This window comes from Micromonospora sp. NPDC093277 (genome assembly GCF_044765245.1).
Taxonomy (GTDB): domain Bacteria; phylum Actinomycetota; class Actinomycetes; order Mycobacteriales; family Micromonosporaceae; genus Micromonospora.
The window spans coordinates 390,865-411,560 of record NZ_JBIWJO010000003.1; the positions used below are offsets into that span (position 1 = coordinate 390,865).

Annotated in this window: 16 protein-coding genes and 1 pseudogene; 8 read left to right on the forward strand and 9 right to left on the reverse strand. The window is 72.4% G+C overall.

Features of this window, described 5'->3' with window-relative positions:
* Positions 1–3: 3 nt before the first annotated feature.
* The 3 genes from ACIRG9_RS09745 to polA all read left to right on the forward strand — a co-directional run bounded on the left by ACIRG9_RS09745 (position 4) and on the right by polA (position 4,691).
* Complete coding sequence (locus ACIRG9_RS09745; RefSeq protein ID WP_402852819.1) at positions 4–987, forward strand: amino acid ABC transporter permease; 984 nt, start codon at positions 4–6, stop codon at positions 985–987.
* Positions 984–1,874, forward strand: coding sequence for an amino acid ABC transporter ATP-binding protein (locus tag ACIRG9_RS09750; RefSeq protein ID WP_402852821.1), 891 nt, complete (start codon positions 984–986; stop codon positions 1,872–1,874). The genes ACIRG9_RS09745 and ACIRG9_RS09750 overlap by 4 nt, the downstream gene beginning before the upstream one ends.
* Before the next feature lie 117 nt (positions 1,875–1,991).
* Complete coding sequence (gene polA / locus ACIRG9_RS09755; protein ID WP_402852822.1) at positions 1,992–4,691, forward strand: DNA polymerase I; 2,700 nt, start codon at positions 1,992–1,994, stop codon at positions 4,689–4,691.
* 97 nt (positions 4,692–4,788) lie between these two features.
* On the opposite strand, the gene ACIRG9_RS09760 is transcribed toward polA, so the two are convergent.
* From ACIRG9_RS09760 to ACIRG9_RS09775, 4 genes are all read right to left on the reverse strand, one after another.
* Positions 4,789–5,136 (reverse strand): MerR family transcriptional regulator, encoded by a 348-nt coding sequence (locus tag ACIRG9_RS09760; protein WP_402852824.1) that lies wholly within the window; start codon positions 5,134–5,136, stop codon positions 4,789–4,791.
* A gap of 104 nt (positions 5,137–5,240) precedes the next feature.
* A complete protein-coding gene (locus ACIRG9_RS09765; RefSeq protein ID WP_402852826.1) occupies positions 5,241–5,996 on the reverse strand; it encodes an SDR family NAD(P)-dependent oxidoreductase in 756 nt (251 codons plus the stop codon).
* A gap of 100 nt (positions 5,997–6,096) precedes the next feature.
* A complete protein-coding gene (locus tag ACIRG9_RS09770; protein WP_402852828.1) occupies positions 6,097–6,315 on the reverse strand; it encodes a DUF2945 domain-containing protein in 219 nt (72 codons plus the stop codon).
* 39 nt (positions 6,316–6,354) lie between these two features.
* The gene (locus ACIRG9_RS09775; protein ID WP_402852830.1) at positions 6,355–7,161 is read right to left on the reverse strand and encodes a class I SAM-dependent methyltransferase; all 807 of its coding nucleotides are present in this window, start codon (positions 7,159–7,161) and stop codon (positions 6,355–6,357) included.
* A 355-nt stretch (positions 7,162–7,516) separates the two neighbouring features.
* On the opposite strand from ACIRG9_RS09775, the gene rpsA reads away from it, so the two are divergent.
* Together rpsA and coaE are read left to right on the forward strand one after the other, a co-directional pair.
* The gene (gene rpsA / locus ACIRG9_RS09780; RefSeq protein WP_402852832.1) at positions 7,517–9,001 is read left to right on the forward strand and encodes a 30S ribosomal protein S1; all 1,485 of its coding nucleotides are present in this window, start codon (positions 7,517–7,519) and stop codon (positions 8,999–9,001) included.
* 380 nt (positions 9,002–9,381) lie between these two features.
* Positions 9,382–10,560, forward strand: coding sequence for a dephospho-CoA kinase (gene coaE, locus ACIRG9_RS09785; RefSeq protein WP_402853086.1), 1,179 nt, complete (start codon positions 9,382–9,384; stop codon positions 10,558–10,560).
* A 31-nt stretch (positions 10,561–10,591) separates the two neighbouring features.
* Here the strand turns inward: coaE and ACIRG9_RS09790 are convergent, their stop codons facing one another.
* The gene (locus ACIRG9_RS09790; RefSeq protein ID WP_402852835.1) at positions 10,592–11,938 is read right to left on the reverse strand and encodes a hypothetical protein; all 1,347 of its coding nucleotides are present in this window, start codon (positions 11,936–11,938) and stop codon (positions 10,592–10,594) included.
* Between the two features lie 928 nt (positions 11,939–12,866).
* On the opposite strand from ACIRG9_RS09790, the gene uvrB reads away from it, so the two are divergent.
* Both uvrB and ACIRG9_RS09800 read left to right on the forward strand, forming a co-directional pair.
* Positions 12,867–14,978, forward strand: a complete 2,112-nt coding sequence (gene uvrB / locus ACIRG9_RS09795) for an excinuclease ABC subunit UvrB (RefSeq protein ID WP_402852838.1) — start codon at positions 12,867–12,869, stop codon at positions 14,976–14,978.
* A gap of 183 nt (positions 14,979–15,161) precedes the next feature.
* Positions 15,162–16,121, forward strand: a complete 960-nt coding sequence (locus ACIRG9_RS09800; RefSeq protein ID WP_402852841.1) for a DUF5753 domain-containing protein — start codon at positions 15,162–15,164, stop codon at positions 16,119–16,121.
* A 128-nt stretch (positions 16,122–16,249) separates the two neighbouring features.
* On the opposite strand, the pseudogene ACIRG9_RS09805 reads toward ACIRG9_RS09800, so the two are convergent.
* Together ACIRG9_RS09805 and ACIRG9_RS09810 are read right to left on the reverse strand one after the other, a co-directional pair.
* Positions 16,250–16,630, reverse strand: a pseudogene (locus ACIRG9_RS09805) (SDR family oxidoreductase); the annotation flags it as partial.
* Positions 16,631–16,765: 135 nt separating this feature from the next.
* Positions 16,766–17,059, reverse strand: coding sequence for an antibiotic biosynthesis monooxygenase family protein (locus ACIRG9_RS09810; RefSeq protein ID WP_402852844.1), 294 nt, complete (start codon positions 17,057–17,059; stop codon positions 16,766–16,768).
* 469 nt (positions 17,060–17,528) lie between these two features.
* On the opposite strand from ACIRG9_RS09810, the gene ACIRG9_RS09815 reads away from it, so the two are divergent.
* Positions 17,529–18,527 (forward strand): TerC family protein, encoded by a 999-nt coding sequence (locus ACIRG9_RS09815; RefSeq protein WP_402852847.1) that lies wholly within the window; start codon positions 17,529–17,531, stop codon positions 18,525–18,527.
* A 54-nt stretch (positions 18,528–18,581) separates the two neighbouring features.
* On the opposite strand, the gene ACIRG9_RS09820 is transcribed toward ACIRG9_RS09815, so the two are convergent.
* Together ACIRG9_RS09820 and ACIRG9_RS09825 are read right to left on the reverse strand one after the other, a co-directional pair.
* Positions 18,582–19,499, reverse strand: a complete 918-nt coding sequence (locus ACIRG9_RS09820) for an NlpC/P60 family protein (protein WP_402852850.1) — start codon at positions 19,497–19,499, stop codon at positions 18,582–18,584.
* Between the two features lie 57 nt (positions 19,500–19,556).
* Positions 19,557–20,654, reverse strand: a complete 1,098-nt coding sequence (locus tag ACIRG9_RS09825) for a mandelate racemase/muconate lactonizing enzyme family protein (RefSeq protein ID WP_402852852.1) — start codon at positions 20,652–20,654, stop codon at positions 19,557–19,559.
* Positions 20,655–20,696 lie beyond the last annotated feature (42 nt).

A 20,696-nucleotide genomic window follows, 5' to 3' on the forward strand; every position in this document is an offset into this window, starting at 1 on the left:
GTCATGGCAACCGAGGAATCGACAACCGTACGGGCGCGGCCGGAGCCGATCCAGGCCGTGCCCGTACGGCACCCCGGCCGCTGGATCACGATCGCGGTGCTGGCGGTCCTGGTGGCGATGTTCGTGCACCTGCTGGTCACGAACGACCGGTTCCAGTGGTCGTTCATGGTCAGCAAGATGTTCCGGCCGCCGATCATCGAGGGTGTGCTGCGCGGCACGGTGCTGATGACCGTCTGCGCGATGCTGCTCGCGGTCTCCCTGGGCATCGTGGTGGCGATCATGCGGCTCTCGCCCAACCCGATCCTGCGGGTGGTGGCCTGGCTCTTCACCTGGGTGTTCCGGGCGGTGCCGCGGCTGGTGCTGCTGGCCGTCTGCGGCAACCTGGGCATCCTGTGGGCCCGGATCGAGTTCGGGGTGCCCTTCGACACCCAGATCGGCCACCTGTTCGGGGTCGACAACCTGCAGCTGCGGGCCTTCGGGTTCAGCGCCCGGGAGGTGTTGACCGGCTTCGTGGCGGGCCTGCTCGGGTTGGCGGTCTCCGAGGCGGCCTACATGGCGGAGATCGTGCGGGCCGGCATCCAGTCGGTGGACGGGGGGCAGGCCGAGGCGGCCTCGGCGCTGGGCATGAGCCGGGGGCAGATCATGCGCCGGATCGTGCTGCCACAGGCGATGCGGGTGATCATCCCGCCGACCGGCAACGAGACCATCGCCATGCTCAAGGACACCTCGCTGCTGATGGCGGTGCCGTACAGCATGGAGTTGTTCTTCCAGCTCGACGCGGTGGGCAAGCGCACGTTCCAGATCTTCCCGATGTACGTCTCGGCGGTCCTCTGGTATCTCTTCCTGACCAGCATCCTGCTCATCGGGCAGCACTTCCTGGAGCGGCACTTCAGCAAGGGGTACGGCACGAGCGGGCGGGCCCGGATGCGGCTGCGCGCGATGACGACCGAGACCGGAGGCAACCCGGGGGTGGTGGATCCGTCATGACGGAGCTGATCGTTCCCGCCCAGGCCGGAGCGCCGAGGGCGGAGTCGGGGCTGATGGTGCGGGCCGAGCAGGTGCACAAGTCGTTCGGGCCCCTCGAGGTGCTCAAGGGCATCGACCTGGAGGTCCGGGCGGGGGAGGTGTGCTGCCTGCTGGGGCCCTCCGGCTCCGGCAAGTCGACCTTCCTGCGCTGCGTCAACCACCTGGAGAAGATCAACGCCGGCCGGATCTGGGTGGACGGCGACCTGATCGGCTACCGGGAGCGCGGCGGCAAGCTGCACGAGATGCGGGACAAGGAGGTGGCCGCGCAGCGCCAGGCGATCGGCATGGTGTTCCAGCGGTTCAACCTCTTCCCGCACATGACCGCGCTGGCCAACGTGATGGAGGCCCCGCTGCGGGTGCGGAAGCCGAAGGTGAAGCCGGAGAAGTCGGCGGAGAAGGGCCGGCAGTCGCAGGAGCCGGTCCAGGCGTCGAAGAAGCAGGCCCGGAAGGCGAAGGACGAGGTCCGCGAGCGGGCGCTGGCGTTGTTGGCCCGGGTGGGGCTGGCCGACAAGGTCGACAGCTACCCAGCCCAGCTCTCCGGCGGGCAGCAGCAGCGGGTGGCGATCGCCCGCGCCCTGGCCATGCGGCCGAAGCTGATGCTCTTCGACGAGCCGACCAGCGCGCTCGACCCGGAGCTGGTCGGGGAGGTGCTGGAGGTGATGAAGGGCCTCGCCCGCGACGGGATGACCATGATCGTGGTGACCCACGAGATCGGTTTCGCCCGGGAGGTCGGCGACCACCTGGTCTTCATGGACGGCGGGGTGGTCGTCGAGCAGGGCAACCCGCGTGAGGTGATCGCGAACCCGCGGCACGAGCGGACCCGGTCGTTCCTGGCCAAGGTCCTGTAGATCCGGTCGGGTCCGGTGTGGCGTCGGCCGCACCGGACCCCGACACCAGCGCCCGTCGCGGCGGTTGCGCCGTGCCGCGGGCCGGGCTTGTCGGCGGTACGGACTAGAGTCGCTGCCGTGACAGCTACGACGCCGCGCCTGCTCCTCGTCGACGGACACTCCCTGGCATACCGGGCCTTCTTCGCCCTGCCGGTGGAGAACTTCTCCACCACCACGGGGCAGCCGACCAATGCGGTGTACGGCTTCACCTCGATGCTGATCAACGCGCTCCGCGACGAGCAGCCCAGCCACATCGTGGTCGCCTTCGACGTCTCCCGCCGCTCCTTCCGCACGGAGAAGTACGCCGAGTACAAGGCCGGCCGCAGCGAGACCCCGACCGACTTCAAGGGCCAGGTGAGCCTGGTCAAGGAGGTCCTGGCCGCGCTGCGGATCCCGGTGGTGGAGAAGGAGGGCTACGAGGCCGACGACGTCATCGCCACCCTCGCCTGCCAGGCCCGCGACGAGGGCATGGACGTGCTGATCACCAGCGGCGACCGGGACGCGTTCCAGCTCGTCGACGACCGGATCACCGTGCTCTACCCGCGTAAGGGCGTCTCCGACCTGGCCCGGATGGACCCGGCCGCGGTCGAGGCGAAGTACGGCGTCCCTCCGGAGCGCTACCGCGACCTGGCCGCCCTGGTCGGCGAGACCAGCGACAACCTGCCCGGCGTCCCCGGCGTCGGCCCGAAGACCGCCGCCAAGTGGATCAACGCGTACGGCGGGGTGGAGGGCGTGGTCGCCCGGGCCGACGAGATCAAGGGCAAGGCCGGCGAGAGCCTGCGCGAGCGGCTCGCCGACGTGATCCGCAACTACGAGATCAACTGCCTGGTCGCCGACCTGGAGCTGCCGCTGCGCGTGGCGGACGCCCGCTGGCAGGGCTGGGACCGGGAGGCCGTGCACCAGGTCTTCGACACCCTCCAGTTCCGCATCCTGCGCGACCGGCTCTACCAGTACCTCGAGGCGGTCGAGCCGGAGGCCGAGGCCGGCTTCGAGCTGGACGGGCAGGTGCTCACCGAGCCCGGCGGCCTCGCCGGCTGGCTGGAGACCCATGCCCCGACCGGCGCCCCGGTCGGCGTGGCGGTCAAGCTCGACACCGGCCCCAACCGGCGGCACACCGCGTCGGTCACCGGGATGGCCCTGGCCACCGCCGGGGGCGCGGCCGCCTGGTTCGACCCGGCCACCCTCGACGCGGCCGACGAGGCCGCCCTGGCCGGCTGGCTGGCCGACGCCGAGCGCCCGAAGGTGCTGCACGACAGCAAACCGGCGGTGCTGGCGTTCGCCGCGCACGGCTGGGACCTGCGGGGCATCTCCCGGGACACCCAGATCGCCGCCTACCTGGCCCGCCCCGACCAGCGGTCGTACGACCTGACCGACCTGGCGCTGCGCTACCTGCACCGGGAGCTGCGGGTCGACGCGCCGGAGACCGGCCAGCTCACCCTGGAGGGCCTGGGCGACGACGGCGAGGCCGAGCAGAACCTGATGCTCCAGGCCCGGGCCACCCTCGACCTGGCCGACGCGATCGACGCCGAGCTGTCCCGCGACGGCGAGCAGTCGGCCCGGCTGATGGCCGGCGTGGAGCTGCCGCTGATGCGGGTGCTCGCCAACCTGGAGCGCACCGGGATCGGCGCCGACACCGAATACCTGTCGGAGCTGGAGGCGCACTTCGCCGCAGAGGTGAAGGCCGCGGCCCAGGGCGCGTACGCGGCGGTGGGCCGGGAGTTCAACCTCGGCTCGCCCAAGCAGTTGCAGGAGATCCTCTTCGGCGAGCTGGGCCTGCCCAAGACCAAGAAGATCAAGACCGGGTACACCACCGACGCGGACGCCCTGCAGTGGCTCCACGCCCAGCAGCCGCACCCGGTGCTGGAGTTCCTGCTGCGGCACCGCGACGTGGCCAAGCTCAAGTCGACCGTCGACGGGCTGCTCAAGTCGGTCTCCGACGACGGCCGGATCCACACCACGTTCAACCAGACCGTGGCGGCCACCGGCCGGCTCTCCTCGACCGAGCCCAACCTGCAGAACATCCCCATCCGCACGGAGGAGGGGCGGCGGATCCGTCGGGCCTTCGTGGTCGGCGAGGGTTACGAGTGCCTGCTCACCGCCGACTACAGTCAGATCGAGATGCGGATCATGGCGCACCTGTCGTCGGACGACGCGCTGATCGAGGCGTTCAACTCCGGGCACGACTTCCACGCCGCCACCGCCTCCTCGGTCTTCGCCGTCCCGGTCGACCAGGTCACCGCCGACCAGCGCCGCAAGATCAAGGCGATGAACTACGGCCTGGCGTACGGGCTGAGCGCGTTCGGGCTCTCCCAGCAGCTCGGGACCAGCGCCGACGAGGCGCGCGGGCTGATGGAGAACTACTTCGCCGGCTTCGGCGGGGTCCGCGACTACCTGCACGAGGTGGTGGCCCGGGCTCGGCAGGACGGCTACACCTCCACCATCCTGGGCCGCCGCCGCTACCTGCCAGACCTGGTCAGCGACAACCGGCAGCGCCGGGAGATGGCCGAGCGGATGGCGCTCAACGCCCCGATCCAGGGCTCGGCGGCCGACATCATCAAGGTCGCCATGCTGCACGTCGACACCGCGCTGCGCGAGGCCGGGCTGCGGTCCCGGATGCTGCTGCAGGTGCACGACGAACTGGTCTTCGAGGTCGCCCAGGACGAGCGGGAGACCCTGGAGGCCCTGGTCCGCAAGGAGATGGGGGAGGCGTACCCGCTGTCGGTGCCGCTGGAGGTCTCCGTCGGCGACGGCCGCGACTGGAACAGCGCCGCCCACTAACCAACGTCCCCCCTACCTCCCCTCCCCCTCCCTCCCGCGGGGTTGATCATGAGGTTGGCGGCGGTGTGGATCTCCGCGACCGCCGCCAACCTCATGATCAACGGGCGGACAAGAGGGCGGCGGCGAGGCGGTCGCGGAGCGCCACCTGTGCGGCGATCCGGGCGTCGAGCACAGCCAGCCGCTCCAGGCCGACCCGGATGCCGGCGGGGGAGGGCGGCGCGGCTGCCACGTCGCCGTCCAGGCAGGGCAGGAAGACCTGGACGTCCTCCAGGGTCAGCCCGGCCGAGAGCAGGCGGCGGATGTTGCGGACCCGGACGACTGCGGCCTCGTCGTACTCGCGGTAGCCGTTCGCCGCCCGCTCCGACGTGATCAGTCCCTGCTCCTCGTAGTGCCGCAGGGCACGGGGAGTGCAGCTCGTCACCCTGGCCAGCTCGCCGATCCGCACGTGCTCGTCCTCCCGTCGCCTTGCTCCAGCCCTGCTCCGCCGAGGTTGCGGCATGGGCAAGGCCGGTACACCGCCATGTCGCCGATCCGCCGGCGCCCGGCCGGTCAGCCGACCACCGCTCCGCCGTCCACCGGCAGCACCACGCCGGTGACGAAGCCCGCCGCCGGATCGCAGAGCTGGCGGATCGCCCACGCTACGTCCTGCGGGCCGCCGATCCGGCCAAGGGGGGTGTGCGCGAGTTGCCAGCGGCGTACCGCCGCCCGCTGCTCCGGTGAGAGGCCCTGGTGTGCGCCGATGGGCGTGTCGATAGCGCCCGGGGCCACCGCGACCACCCGGATGCCGCGCGGGGCCAGTTCCACCGCCCAGCTGCGGGTCAGCGAGTCGAGGGCGGCCTTGCCCGCCGCGTACACGGACGAGCCGGGCCAGGCGCGTTGGCCGACGGACGTGGTGACGTTGACGATCACGCCCCGGGTGTCGGCCAGGGCCGCCACCGTGGCACGGGCCAGCCGGACCGGGGCGAGCAGGTTCGTGTCGAGCTGGCGCCGGGCGGCCGCCTCGTCCAACTCGGCGAGGGGGCCGCCGCCGGCGATCCCGGCGTTGTTGACCAACACGTCCAGCCGCCCGTACCGGTGGAGGGCGGCGCCGACCACCCGGTCCGGCGCGTCGGGTGCGGTGACGTCGGCGGTCAGCGGGGTGATCAGAGGGTGGCCGGCGGCCGTCTCGGCCAGCGGCGCGGCGCGGCGGCCGACGGCGAGGACGTGGGCGCCGTCGACGCTGAAGGCGCGGGCGGTGGCCCGGCCGATGCCGGTGCCCGCGCCGGTGACGACGACGACGACGACCCTGCGTTGTGCATCGTTCATGCCGCCGATGGTCCGACCCTGCCGTCAGCGGCAGGGTCAAGCCGTCAACGTGCGCGGGGTTCGCTTCGGGCGCTCGACCGACCGGATGCGGGCGCCGCCATTACTTCGGCTCATGGCGCAGCACCTGTGGTCGGTGGGCGACGTCCCGCCCCGAGTCGTCGTTGCGGATGCGGTACTGCGGGTTCTCCGGCGAGGCGTTCACCGTGTGCCCGCGTACGTGGGTGCGGTCGACCAGCTTCTCCTTGACCACGCCGTACGCCCGGCCGCTGTGGCTGGCCCAGGAGACATGGTCGCCCTCGCGGAACTCCTTCTCGGCCATGCTCTCGGCGTACCCGGGGCTGCCGAGCGGAAACGACGGCTACCCGTCGGCCGGCTTCTCCGCGACGAAGATCGCGGTGCCGGGGAAGAGCCGGCCACGCAGCGGGCTCCACTGGCCCCAGATCTCCTCGTGCCCCTGCGGCCACTCCGGCTCCACCAGGTCCAGCAGCCGGAACCCGGCCCCGACCAGCTCACGGATCCGGTCGCCGAGGGTGCGGTGCTGCTCGACGTACGTGGCCACCCCGTGCTCGTCCTGCTCGACGTAGGGGGAGCGGTCGAAGTACGAGTGCACCGCGGTGAGCCCGCCCTGACCAGGGTCGTCGAGGAAGATCCAGCGCATCGGGTGGGTGACCGAGAAGGCCCAGCGACCGCCGGGGCGCAGCACCCGGGCCACCTCCCGCATCACGGCCGCCGAGTCGTCCACGAACGGGATCGCGCCGAACGCCGTGCAGACGGTGTCGAAGGCGGCGTCGGCGAAGGGCAGGGCGAGCGCGTCGGCCTGCACCAGTGGCACGCGTACGCCGGTGCGGGCGGCGGCGGCCGTGGCGTGCCGCAGCATGCCGGCGGAGAGGTCCAGGGCGACCGGCCGGGCCCCCTGGCCGGCCAGCCAACGGGCGGCGGCCGCCGCACCGCAGCCGAGTTCGAGGATCCGGCGGCCGGTCACCTCGCCGAGCAGTCGGGCGTCGGCCTCGCGCAGCCCCTCGGGGCACCAGACGAAGTCCACCTCGCCCAGGAACGTCCCGTGCTCGGCCTGGTAGTCGTCGGCGTCGGCGTCCCACCAGCCGCGGTTGGCCCGGCGGATCTCGGTGGCGCCCACCCGGCGCCGGGTCACCCTGTCGTCATCCACCCGCTCAAGTTAGCCTCAGCCCTGCGCGTCGCCCCAGGGCGGTGTGTCGGGTGGGGAAGATGTGACGGACGAGACAGCCCCGGCACCTTACCGCGCGAAATCTCCGCTTTCGCAGCTGACGCGGTCGGCGAGGACCGGGAGGGCTTGCACGCTGTGGTAATGCAGCGGGTAGGCTAGACGATGCGCTCGCGGATCGTGTGCCTCGGCAGGGAGCAGGTGCGCGGTCACCGGAGCCACTAATGATCTTCTCAGGGTGGATCGTTCGGTGTGCCCGGCGACGGATCCGCTGGCGCGGACAGGTCACTGCGACGCCACGCCTGCTGTGACAACCCATCCGACCGGAGCAACCGCCCACATGACGAGCAGCATCGAGGCCACCTCGAGCGCCAACAAGGTCACCATCGACGACCTCGGCTCCGAGGAAGCTTTCCTCGCCGCGATCGACGAGACCATCAAGTACTTCAACGACGGCGACATTGTCGAAGGCACCGTCGTCAAGGTCGATCGGGACGAGGTCCTGCTCGACATCGGCTACAAGACCGAGGGCGTGATCCCCTCTCGCGAGCTGTCGATCAAGCACGACGTGGACCCGGCCGAGGTGGTTTCGGTCGGAGACCACATCGAGGCCCTTGTCCTCCAGAAGGAGGACAAGGAGGGTCGCCTGATCCTCTCCAAGAAGCGGGCGCAGTACGAGCGGGCCTGGGGCACGATCGAGAAGATCAAGGACGAGGACGGCGTCGTCCGCGGCTCGGTCATCGAGGTCGTCAAGGGTGGTCTCATCCTCGACATCGGCCTGCGCGGCTTCCTGCCCGCGTCGCTGGTGGAGATGCGGCGGGTGCGCGACCTGCAGCCGTACGTCGGGCGTGAGCTCGAAGCCAAGATCATCGAGCTGGACAAGAACCGCAACAACGTGGTCCTGTCCCGCCGGGCCTGGCTGGAGCAGACGCAGTCCGAGGTGCGCACCGAGTTCCTCAACAAGCTGCAGAAGGGCCAGGTCCGCAAGGGCGTCGTGTCCTCGATCGTCAACTTCGGCGCGTTCGTCGACCTGGGCGGCGTGGACGGCCTGGTGCACGTCTCCGAGCTGTCCTGGAAGCACATCGACCACCCGTCCGAGGTCGTCGAGGTCGGCCAGGAGGTCGAGGTCGAGGTTCTGGACGTCGACCTGGACCGCGAGCGGGTCTCGCTGTCGCTGAAGGCGACCCAGGAGGACCCGTGGCGTCAGTTCGCCCGCACCCACGCGATCCAGCAGATCGTGCCGGGTAAGGTCACCAAGCTGGTGCCGTTCGGCGCGTTCGTCCGGGTGGACGACGGCATCGAGGGCCTGGTCCACATCTCCGAACTGGCCGAGCGCCACGTGGAGATCCCGGAGCAGGTCGTCCAGGTCGGCTCCGAGGTCATGGTCAAGGTCATCGACATCGACCTGGAGCGTCGCCGGATCTCGCTGTCGCTCAAGCAGGCCAACGAGGGCTTCGTCGAGGGCGAGGAGCACTTCGACCCGACTCTCTACGGCATGGCCGCGACCTACGACGAGCAGGGCAACTACATCTACCCGGAGGGCTTCGACCCGGAGACGGGCGAGTGGCTCGAGGGCTACGACAAGCAGCGCGAGACCTGGGAGAACCAGTACGCCGAGGCGCGCCAGCGCTGGGAGGCCCACACCAAGCAGGTGCAGACCTCCCGGGCCGCCGACGCCGAGGCCGCTGCCAACCCGGCTCCGGCTGTCTCCGGCGCCACCACCTCGACCTCGGCCCCGAGCCGGCAGGCCGAGGAGCCGGCGGGCACCCTGGCCACCGACGAGGCGCTCGCCGCGCTGCGGGAGAAGCTCGCCGGCGGCAAGTGATCCCTGCGGCAACTCCAGCGCGGCTTTGCGCCGCGACCCGGGGTCGCCGTTGAACGACGACGGGCCCCGTCCCCGCGATCCGGTTCGCCGGATCGCCGGGGGCGGGGCCCTCGCGTGTCTCCGCCCAGTTGCGCCTGCCGCCGGCATCCCGCGTCCGCCCTTGATCGACTTGGGTCGGCGGCAGGTCGGGTCAGGTGCTTCGGACGCCGGGCATCCCGCGTCGGTCCTTGATCGACTCGGTGTGCGGCAATTCGGGCTGTCCCGGCGACGGGAAGCGCCGGGTTGCCGCAATTGGAGTCGATCATGGCGGGCGTCGGCGCGCCGACCGCTCCGGCAACCGCCGGCTTGGCGTGCGGCCGGTGATCCTGTTGACTGGTCCGGTGCTGATGGTGGGACTGACCGGGGGCATCGGGTCCGGCAAGAGCGCGGTGGCGAGCCGGCTGGCCGCGCTCGGCGCGGTGGTCATCGACGCGGACCGGATCGCCCGCGAAGTGGTCGCCCCGGGCAGCGAGGGGCTGGCCGAGATCGTCGCCGCTTTCTCCGACCGGGTGCTGGATCCGCAGGGCGCCCTCGACCGGGCGGCGCTGGGCTCCGTCGTCTTCGCCGACGAGGCGGCCCGCCGCCGGTTGGAGGCGATCATCCATCCCCGGGTCCGGGCGCGCACCGCGGAGCTGGCCGCCGCCGCGCCCGTGGACGCGATCGTGATCAACGACGTGCCGCTGCTGGTCGAGGTGGGACTCGCGCCGACGTACCACCTGGTAGTCGTGGTGCGCACGGCGGTGCGCACCCGGGTGGAGCGGCTGGCGCGCGATCGTGGCATGGACCGCGCGGAGGCCGAGCGGCGGATCGCCGCGCAGGCCGACGACCCGCGCCGGGAGGCGGCGGCCGACGTGCTGCTCACCAACGACGGCACCCTGGACGAGCTGCACGCGGCGGTGGACGCGCTCTGGCGCGACCGCCTGGTGCCCTACGAGCGCAACGTCCGCGAGCGCCGGGCGGTCCGGCCGGAGCGGGTGGTGCTCACCGAACCCGACCCGACCTGGCCCCGGCAGTACGCCCGGCTGGCCGCCCGGATCCGGCACGCGGTCGGCTCCGACCCGCGCGTGGACCACATCGGCTCCACCGCCGTGCCCGGCCTGGCCGCGAAGGACGTCATCGACATCCAGCTCACCGTGCCGTCGCTGGCGGAGGCGGACGGCGCGCTCGCGGAGCGGCTCGCCGACGCAGGGTTCCCGCGCCTGCCCGGCGACTGGTGGGACAACCCGCGCCCGCCGGGCGGCCCCCGGTGGGAGAAACGGCTGCACGGCAGCGCCGACCCGGCCCGCCCGGCGCATCTGCACCTGCGGGAGGCCGGCTCGCCCGGCTGGCGGTACGCGCTGCTGATGCGCGACCACCTGCGGGCCGACCCGGAACAGCGGGATGCGTATCTGCGGCTGAAGCGGCAACTGGCGGGCTTCGCTCCGGACAGCGACACGTACGGCGCCGACAAGGAACCCTGGTTCGACGAGGAGCACCGGCGCGCCGAGGAGTGGGCGGCGCGGACCGCCTGGCGGACCTGACCGAACCCGGTGCCCGTTCCCGCCGGGCGGGTCAGGAGGCGATGGGCAGCGCCGGTACCCGGCCCGGGGTGAGGTCGAGCTGCGACCAGACGCCACGCCCGCTCCGCAGCTCCAGCCGGCGCAGCAGGCCGTCCCGGTCGATCCAGTAGCGCAGGACCGCCCGGCCGGCCGGCACCTCGACGACGTCCACGGCGCGGCCGGCCACCTGGTCGCCGCGCAGCCGTACCGCCGATCCGGCCGGCACCGCGGTCCCACGGGTGCGCAGCGCCGCCTCCAGCAGCCGGTCCAGGTCGTCGCCGGGCGGCCGGTCGGCCGACCGGGCCAGCCCGGCCGGTGGCGGTAGCGGCGGTGCGGCGGGAACCTCCGTCGCCGCACCGTCCGCCGGCACCTCCACCCTGGCCACCCGCCCCGAGTGCCACCGCAGCAGGGTCCGGCTCCCGGGGTTGTCGGCCTCGCCCACGGCCAGGTACGCCGAGGCATCGGCCCAGCTCAGCCAGCCGGTGGCGCGCAGGTTGGCGGTGGGGCCGACCGGGGCGGTCAGGGCCAGCGTGGCACCCCCGGCGGCCCGTAGCCGGTCGGACAGCCGGGCGAGCCGGTCCGCCTCGGCGTCGGCGAGCGCGCGGGGCAGCCCGGGAGGACCGCCGAGTGCGTCCACCGGGCGAAGCGTGGGCCGGTCGCTGCGGGCCAGTTCGACGGTGATCGGTGTGCCGTCCGGCAGCCATCCCCGCAGCCGGTGCAGCCGGGCGTCCTGGTCGAGCCAGAGTCGGGGCGGTCGGCCCGCCGCGGCACCGGCCGGACCGGAGCTGGCCGAGCCGGAGCTGGCCGGGGTGCCGGCGCCGGGGTCGGACGGGGCTGCGGGCAGGGGTGTCTCCACGATGTCGACCGGACTGCCGTCCACGGTGTCTCCGCCCACCCACCGGGCCGTCCCGGTCGTGACGTCGATGCGGTCCGCCGCCAGACCGAGGAGCAGGTCGCGTACGGCGGCCACGCCGCGCCCGGCGGGCGGCTCCCGCAACCGCCAGCGGTCGGTCGGGGGCACCAGCGGTGGCGGGGCGGACGCCGCGGCCGGGTCGGGCCGGACCACCATCGCCGACCGGGTGGCCTGGACCAGGCCCGGCTCGGTGCCCACGTCCAGGCCGCGCACGCTCAGGTAGACCAGCGGCCGGACCCAGTCGACCCACCCCACGAGCTCCGCGGCGGATCGATCCGCACCGATGGTGACGCGCACCCCGGCGCGGACGTCCCGCTGGTTGGTGACCCGCATCGCCGCCAGCCGGTCGGTCTCCTCCGCGGTGAGCGCCCGGGCCGGGTCGGTCGACTGCGGCGACCAGTTCAGCAGCCCGGCGACCAGGGCCGCCGCCGAGACGACGGCGGTCACCCCGAGCGCGACGAGGGTGGCGCGCCGCCGGGCCGGCGGTCGGGGCCGGGCGACGCTGTCCTCCGGGTCGTGGTCGTCCGGCGGTGCCGCATCGGTACGGGTCTCGGCCGCTGGTCCGCCGGCATCCGCGTCGGTCCGCCAGCCATCCAGGACGGTCCAGTGCCGCGCCCCGGTGATGGGGCGGGAACGCCGATGGCGGCCGCGACCGGGTTCGCGTGGCGCGGCCCTGGGCGAACGAACCGGTGCGTCGGCCGGACTCCCGGGCGATGCGTCGGCCGGACTCCCGGGTGGCGTGGTCGGGCTTGCGGGCTTCGTGGCGGCGGGGCCTTCCGGCGGTGCGTCGGCCTGGCTCCCGGGTGGCGTGGTCGGGCTTGCGGGCCTCGCGACGGCGGGGCTCCCCGCCGAGGCGGCGGTCCGGCTCCCGGCCGGGCTCGCTGTCGGTGCGGCGGGGCTTTCGAGCGCGGCGGCGTCCTGGCTCTCGGGTGACGCGGCGGTCGAAGGGGTCGGTGGCGTGTCGGCCGGGTCCGGGGGCGAGGTGCCGGCCGGGTCGGCGTGGGTGCCGCCCGTCGGCAGCGGCCCGATGTCGGGTTGCGGCACGCGCCAGAACCGCCATCCGCGAGAGATCTCCACGAGTGGAGAACGCGGCTGCGGGGATCGGGTGACGAGAGTGGCGCTCGCGGCGGCCGGTCTGCGCCCTTCAGCGCGACCACGTCGGTGCGCACGCCGGTCGTCCCGGGTGCTGCGACCGTCCGTGCCGGGGGCGGCCGGGCCCTGTAAGGGCGACCACCGGCCCGGTCGGCCGCCGCGAGCGGCCTACGGTACGAGGGTAGTCCGGTGAGATGAGCCACACAATGGGAATATCGAAGCAGGTCTCGGACCTGCGGCGGTCCGGCCGGAACTGTCGGACCTCCGGCGTACCGTTGAGGTCATGGCGCTCGACATTCCCCGACTCGAAGGCCGCTTCCAGGTCGTCAGCGAGTTCCAGCCGGGCGGTGACCAGCCGGCAGCCATCGACGAGCTGGAGCGCCGCGTGCGGCGTGGCGACCGCAACACGGTGTTGCTCGGCGCGACCGGCACCGGCAAGAGCGCCACCACGGCGTGGCTGGTCGAGCGGTTGCAGCGGCCGACCCTGGTGCTCGCGCCGAACAAGACCCTCGCCGCCCAGCTCGCCAAGGAGTTCGGCGAGCTGCTCCCGCACAACGCGGTGGAGTACTTCGTCTCCTACTACGACTACTACCAGCCCGAGGCGTACATCCCGCAGACCGACACCTACATCGAGAAGGATTCCTCGATCAACGAGGAGGTCGAGCGGCTGCGGCACTCGGCGACCATGTCGCTGCTCACCCGGCGCGACGTCATCGTGGTGGCGACCGTCTCGGCGATCTACGGCCTGGGCACCCCGGAGGAATACCTCGATCGCGCGGTCCGGGTCGCGGTCGGGCAGGAACTCGACCGCGACCAGCTGCTGCGCCGGCTGGTCGACATCCAGTACACCCGCAACGACATGGCGTTCCAGCGGGGCACCTTCCGGGTCCGGGGCGACACGCTGGAGGTCATCCCGGCGTACGAGGAGCTGGCCGTCCGGATCGAGCTCTTCGGCGACGAGATCGAGAAGCTGTATTACCTCAACCCGCTCACCGGCGACGTGGTCCGCGAGGTCGACCAGTTGATGATCTTCCCGGCCACGCACTACGCGGCCGGCCCGGAGCGGATGGAGCGGGCGATCCGCGACATCGAGACCGAGCTGGGCGAGCGGCTGGCCGAGCTGGAGCGGCAGGGCAAGCTGCTGGAGGCGCAGCGGCTGCGGATGCGCACCACGTACGACATCGAGATGATGCGGCAGGTCGGCTTCTGCTCCGGCATCGAGAACTACTCCATGCACATCGACGGCCGGCTGCCCGGCAGCCCGCCGCACTGCCTGCTCGACTACTTCCCCGACGACTTCCTGACCGTGGTCGACGAGTCGCACGTGACGATCCCGCAGATCGGCGGCATGTACGAGGGCGACGCCTCCCGTAAGCGGATGCTGATCGACCACGGCTTCCGGCTGCCCAGCGCGGCCGACAACCGGCCGCTGCGCTTCGACGAGTACCTGGAGCGGGTCGGCCAGATGGTCTTCCTCTCCGCCACCCCGGGTCCGTGGGAGCTGGAGCAGGGCCAGGGTGAGTTCGTCGAGCAGGTGATCCGCCCGACCGGCCTGATCGACCCGGAGGTCGTCGTGAAGCCCACCAAGGGGCAGATCGACGACCTGATGCACGAGATCAAGCTGCGCACCGAGCGGGACGAGCGGGTGCTGGTCACCACTCTGACCAAGAAGATGGCCGAGGACCTGTCGGACTACCTCCTGGAGAACGGCATCCGGGTGCGCTACCTGCACTCCGAGGTCGACACGCTGCGCCGGGTGGAGCTGCTGCGCGAGCTGCGCAAGGGCGACTACGACGTGCTGGTCGGCATCAACCTGCTCCGGGAGGGCCTCGACCTGCCGGAGGTCTCCCTGGTGGCGATCCTCGACGCCGACAAGGAGGGCTTCCTGCGCAGCGGCCGGTCGCTGATCCAGACCATCGGCCGGGCCGCCCGTAATGTCTCCGGCCAGGTCCACATGTACGCCGACAAGATCACGCCGTCGATGGCGGACGCGATCGAGGAGACCAACCGGCGCCGGGCCAAGCAGATCGCGCACAACGAGGCGCACGGGATCAGCCCCGAGCCGCTGCGCAAGAAGATCCACGACATCCTGGACGACATCTATCGCGAGGCGGAGGACACCGAAAACAACACCCGCGTCGGCGGGGCGGCCCGCCAGCTGTCCCGGGGCAAGGCCCCGGTCAAGGAGACCCGCAGCCGCGGTCGGGGCGGTGCCGCCACGCCGTCCCGGGAGGGGATGGCCCGGGCCGACCTGGCCAACCTCATCCAGGAGCTCAACGACCAGATGCTCGCCGCCGCACGGGAGCTGCAGTTCGAGCTGGCTGCCCGGATCCGGGACGAGATCGCCGACCTCAAGAAGGAGCTGCGCGGGATGGACGCCGCCGGCGTGAAGTGACGGCAAGGCGGGCCGCCGGGCGGGCGCAGCCGACGGGTCGCGCCGGGTGGCAGAGCCGGTGGCGGGCAGCGTCCGCGAGTGCCGGGAGGCCAGCGCCGGCCCCGCCACATCGATCGCACTGCGCAATCATTGTATTGCCGTCCGTGATTGGTGGTGCGTAGTCTCCGTCGATGGGAGGCTCGCATGCCGTTGTCAGCAAGTCCTGTCGTGCGGCGGGCGCGGCTTGGCGCGGAGCTGCGCCGGCTGCGCCGCCGGCAGGCGCTCACCCTGGAGCAGGTCTGTGGCCGGCTCGGCTGGGCGTCCACGTCCAAACTGTCCCGCATCGAGCTGGGTCAGAGCCGGCCGGACCTGGCCGACGTGCTCGACCTGCTCGACGTCTACGGGGTGCCGCCCGGCAAGCGCGACGAGTTGATCGTCATCGCCCGGGACGCCGCCACCGGTCGGGGCTGGTCCCGGGCCCTGGGCGAGATGGGTGAGCGGCAGCGGGCGTACGCGGAGCTGGAGGCGGGCGCCGCCCGCATCATCGAATACCAGCCCGCGGTCGTGCCCGGGCTGCTCCAGACCCCGGCGTACGCCCGGCTGCGGGTCGCCGCCGGGGCGCAGCTGCACGAGGATGTGGACGTGGAGGCGGACGTACGGGCGCGCGCGGTGCGCCAGGAGGCGCTGCACCGGCCGAACGCAACCCATTACACCGCCCTGCTCGACGAGCGGGTCTGCGACCCGGGCGGCGTGCCGGCCGACGTCTGGCGGGACCAGTTGGGGCACCTCGTCGCCCTGGCTGACCGGCCGTACGTCACCATCCGGCTGCTGTCCCGGGACGCCGCCCCGCACGGTGGTGTTCATCCGCTGACCGCCTTTTCCCACTACGCGTACCCGGACCCGGCCGATCCCCGCACGGTGCTGGTGGAGACCCTCACCACCGACCTGAGGCTGACCGCCGAGGCCGACGTCGCCCGGTACGAGCGGCTGGTCGACTGGCTGCTGGCGGCGGCGCTGCCGGCGGAGGAGACGGTCGACCTGCTGGCCCGCCGCCTCGGGTCGCCGCCCGTGCCCCGCCCACGAGACCCGCGCGACGCGCCGGTCACCGACCTGCGTGACGGCCCGGTGACCGAGTCGCCTGACGCCCCGGTGATCGAGTCGTGAGAGCCACCGGTGACCGAGCCGCGTGACGGTCGATTCCCCGAGCCGCGTTGAGCGGCCGGGTGCGGGTCTCGCGGAGAGCGGTCGGGTGTGCCGCCGCTGGAAGCCGCCCTCGGAGTGATGATCTGGTCGGTGAGCCAGCCGGCGTCGGGCGAGCAGAGGGAGCGGACGAGCCGGGCGGCGTCCTGCGGGGTGCCCCAGCGGCCCCCGGGAAAGAGGCGGGCCGCCCCGGCCAGCCGCTCCGGGTCGGCGTAGCCGGTGTCGGTCGGTCCGGGATTGGCGCAGTTGACCGTGATGCCCTTCGGCGTCAGCAGCGGGGAGAGCTGGACCACGAGGTTCTCCGCGCCGGCCTTGCTGGCCGCGTACGCCAGCTCTCGCGGCGGGCGGGTGGCGGCTGATGCTGACCGGCGTGCCGGCCTTTGACGACGCCCAGTCCTACGGCGGCTGCGGGCCACCGCCGCGCCGATGCCGATCCGCCGGCTGACGCCGGTCACCAGGGCTACCCGATCCATGCCGGGCAGCCACTCGAAGGTGGATACCCGTGACAACGCATTGTCGTCGCGCAAGCCACCGGGCCCGGCGCCCCCGGTGCCGTCGGGACCGGTGACCGGCGCGTCGCGCGCAGGCTATGCGATGGGTACGACAGCTCAGGCCGGCACGTCGACGAAGTGCTCGACCAGCGGCGGGTTGGCGAAGTACGGACCGATCAGCCCCCGCCACTGCGGGAACCGCTCGCTCTGCCGGAAGTTGACGTCGTGCGCCTCGACCGAGTCCCACTCCACGAGCAGCACGAACCGGGACGGCGACTCCACGCCCCGGGTCATCCGCACCGAGCGGCAGCCCTCGGTGCCGCTGAGGATCGGATACGCCTGCGCGTACGCGGCGGCGAAGTCGTCCTCTTGTTCGGGCGTCACATCGATCAGCGCGACCTCAAGCACCATGGGTGAACCCTCGCACGCCGGCTGCCGGTCGGGGCGACCAGGGGCTGTTCCGTCCCACCGCGTGGTCCAGCTCATGTGACACCCCTGCCGGCCGCCGGTTGGTCCTTCGCCGAGCCCCTCACCTGCGGAAAATCGTCCACCTAGCCTCCTAGGAAGGCGTAGGGAACGGAGCCTCGGCCACGTCGGAACGTGATTTCCTCGCCAATCGGGGCAGCCGGAGATGCGCCAACCGGGCCTGATGGTGAAGAATGGCGCCCGAGGAGGGGAGTATTCCCCCGCGACGGAGTCGTCAGCACGGAAGAACACACCGGACCCCCGGTGCTACGACCCGGCTCCGTCGGTCAGTGGCCCGCACCCGGGTCGCTGGCGGAAGAGACCTCCGACAGTCACCAGAGTCAGCGTAGACGCACCCCGGCCCCTCACCCGGCGTACGGTGTGCCCGACGCTGCGTGTCTGCCGGAGGATGGAATTGAACGTGTCCGGATTTGTGTGGGCCGGGACCCTCGTCGCGTTGACCGCGGTCCTGCTCGCCGACCTCTTCATCATCGGTCGGCGCCCGCACGAGCCCAGCGTCCGTGAGTCGAGCCTGTGGGTCGCCTTCTACGTCGGGCTGGCCCTACTCTTCGGGGGCGGGCTCTGGCTCACCGCCGGACCCAGCATCGCCGGCCAGTTCTACACCGGCTGGCTCACCGAGTACAGCCTCTCGGTGGACAACCTCTTCGTCTTCGTGATCATCATGGGCCGCTTCGCGGTGCCCCGGCCGTACCAGCAGAAGGTCCTGCTCGTCGGCATCCTGCTCGCGCTGGTCATGCGGGGTGGCTTCATCGCCGCCGGTGCCGCCCTGCTCGCCCAGTTCTCCTGGGTCTTCTACCTCTTCGGCGCGTTCCTGATCTACACCGCGATCAACCTGGCCCGGCAGGGCGAGCCGGACGAGGGCGAGTTCAGGGAGAACGTGCTGATCCGGTGGAGCCGCAAGGCGCTGCCGCTGTCCCGGGGCTTCGACGGCGCGCGGCTGACCACCCGGCAGGACGGGCGGCGGCTGTTCACCCCGATGCTGGTCGTGATGATCGCCATCGGCACCACCGATCTGATCTTCGCCCTCGACTCGATCCCGGCGATCTTCGGCATCACCCAGGAGGCATACCTGGTCTTCACCGCGAACGTGTTCGCGTTGATGGGGCTCAGGCAGCTCTACTTCCTGCTCGGCGGGCTGCTGGACCGGCTGATCTACCTCAGCTACGGCCTGGCCGTGGTGCTCGGCTTCATCGGCGTGAAGCTGATCCTGGAGGCCCTGGCCGACAACAAACTGCCGTTCATCAACGGTGGCCGGCACGTGGCCTGGGCCCCGCACATCCCGATCTGGCTCTCGTTGGCCGTCATCCTCGGCACACTGGCGATCGCCACCGCGGCCAGCCTGTTCAAGTCGGCCCAGGACCGGCGCCGCGAGCTGGCGCGAGCCCGGCGCTGACCGTACGGAAACGGGCGCTCCCGGCCGCGGGAGCGCCCGTTTCCAGGTGCGGGGTCAGACGCGGTGGGCGCCGACCAGCGTGGCCTCCCGGTGTGGGGGAAGCCGCTCCTCCACCACCCGGCGCTGGAGGTAGCAGGCGTGCAACATCCGCCGGACCTCCCCGTGCGGCTCGCTGCTGACGATGCCGACGTGGTGGATCCGGCGGCCCGGCCGGGCGAAGAAGTAGAGGTCGCCGGGGCGCTCCTCGCCCAGCGCCAGGGGAGTGGTCGCCTCGGCCTGGTCGTCGGCGTCCCGGGGCAGCGTCACCGCGTATCGCCGCCAGGCCAGGTGCACCAGGCCGGAGCAGTCGATTCCGTGGCTGGAGACACCGCCCCAGAGATAGACCAGGCCGTGCAGCCGCTCGGCGGTGGCGAGCACCTCCTTGGGCTCCGGTCGCTCGGCGGGCAGCGGTACGACGTCGCCCTCGGGCGCCCACAGCGGGTCGGCCCGGCCGGGCACGTGGACCGGCCGCCATCCGTCCACCGGCCCGCCGGCCGGGGCGAGACGGGTGCCGAGGACCACGGCGGGCAGCGCCACCGGACCGTCCGGGGCGATGCGCAGCGCGGTGAGCAGCGCGTCGACCACCAGCGGGTCGGTCGACGGGCCGGCCTGCGGCGCGGCGGTCAACTGGGCGGTGGGCAGCCAGCCGGGGTAGCCGCGCCGGTCGAGCCTGCCGGCGGGCTGGTCCAGGGCGATCACCTGGGTCCAGCCGTCGGCTCGCACCTCGGTGACGAGCACCCGTTCACCGAGCAGCAGTTGGCTGAGCACGCATTCGTCGACCTGCTGGTCGCGGTCCATGCCGCCGACCCAGGCCGCGATGTCCGGCGGATCGGCCAGCGCGGGGCGGTCGACGGGGCGGACCTTCTCCGGGTCGGCCCAGAGGGTCGCCACCGGGACCCGCACGACGGCCTCGCGGTTTGGTTGCAGCTCCACGTCCACCCCCCAGTTCGAGCCCGCCTGAGGCGAGCCTATGAAAAAAACCACCGGCCCTCAACCTTGCTGCTGAACCTTTGCTTCACTCAGGTCCGAAATGCCGAGGCCGGGCGCGTCCGGCAGCAGGACGTCCGCGCCGTCGTACCGGATCCCGCCGCGCACCGGCGACCAGGCCAGCCACCACGCGGCGTCCAGGTCGGAGACGGCGCTGGTGCCGTACGCGGCGACCAGGCTGGCCGCGGCGCCCACGCCCACCGGGCTCTCCATCATGGAGCCGACGATGGTGCCCATCCCATGGGCGGCGGCCAGGTCGAGCAGTGTCCGCGCGGCCTGCAGGCCGCCGCACTTGGCCAGCTTGACGTTCACCATGTCGGCGGCCCGGCGGCGGATCACCTCGACCAGGTCGCGGACGTCGAAGACCGACTCGTCGGCGAGGATCGGCAGGTCGACCCGGTCGCTGACCCAGGCGAGACCGTCCAGGTCCCGGCGGTGCACCGGCTGCTCGACGAGTTCGACGTCGAGCCCGGCATCTTCGATGCCGCGGATGACCCGGACCGCCTCGCGCGCCGTCCAGCCCTGGTTGGCGTCCAGCCGGATGCGGACGTCCGGGCCGACCGCGGCGCGGACCGCGTGGACCCGTTCGAGGTCGCCCCGGGCGTCGGTGCCGACCTTCAGCTTGAGCACGCTGAAGCCCTCGCCCCGGCGCCGCTTCGCGGCGGCGGCGAGGTCCACCGCGTCGCCGGCGGCCAGGGTGACGTCCGTCGGCACCCGCAGCGCCGTGCCGCCCAGCAGCCGGACCAGGGGTACGCCGAGCCGCCGCGCGGCCAGGTCGTGCAGGGCGACGTCGACGGCCGCCTTGGCGGACTCGTTGCCGGCCACCGCGCGGCGTACCTCGGCGCAGCGGGCCTGGAGGTCGTCGGCGTCCCGTCCGGTCAACGCGGGCGCGATGACGTCCTGGACGCACGCCTCGGCGCCGGCGATGGACGCCCCGGTGACCTGCCAGACCTGCGGGGCCTCGCCGAACCCGGACCGCCCGTCGGCGTCTACCACCTCGACTACCAGGGTGTCCACCGTGGTCGTGCGGCGCAGTGCGGTGACGAACGGGGTGTGTAAGGGGGCGGAGAGCCGATGGGTGCGTACCGCGGCGATGGTCATGTGAGGCACTCTATAAACAGGTGGCCGAGGACCGGGGAGGGC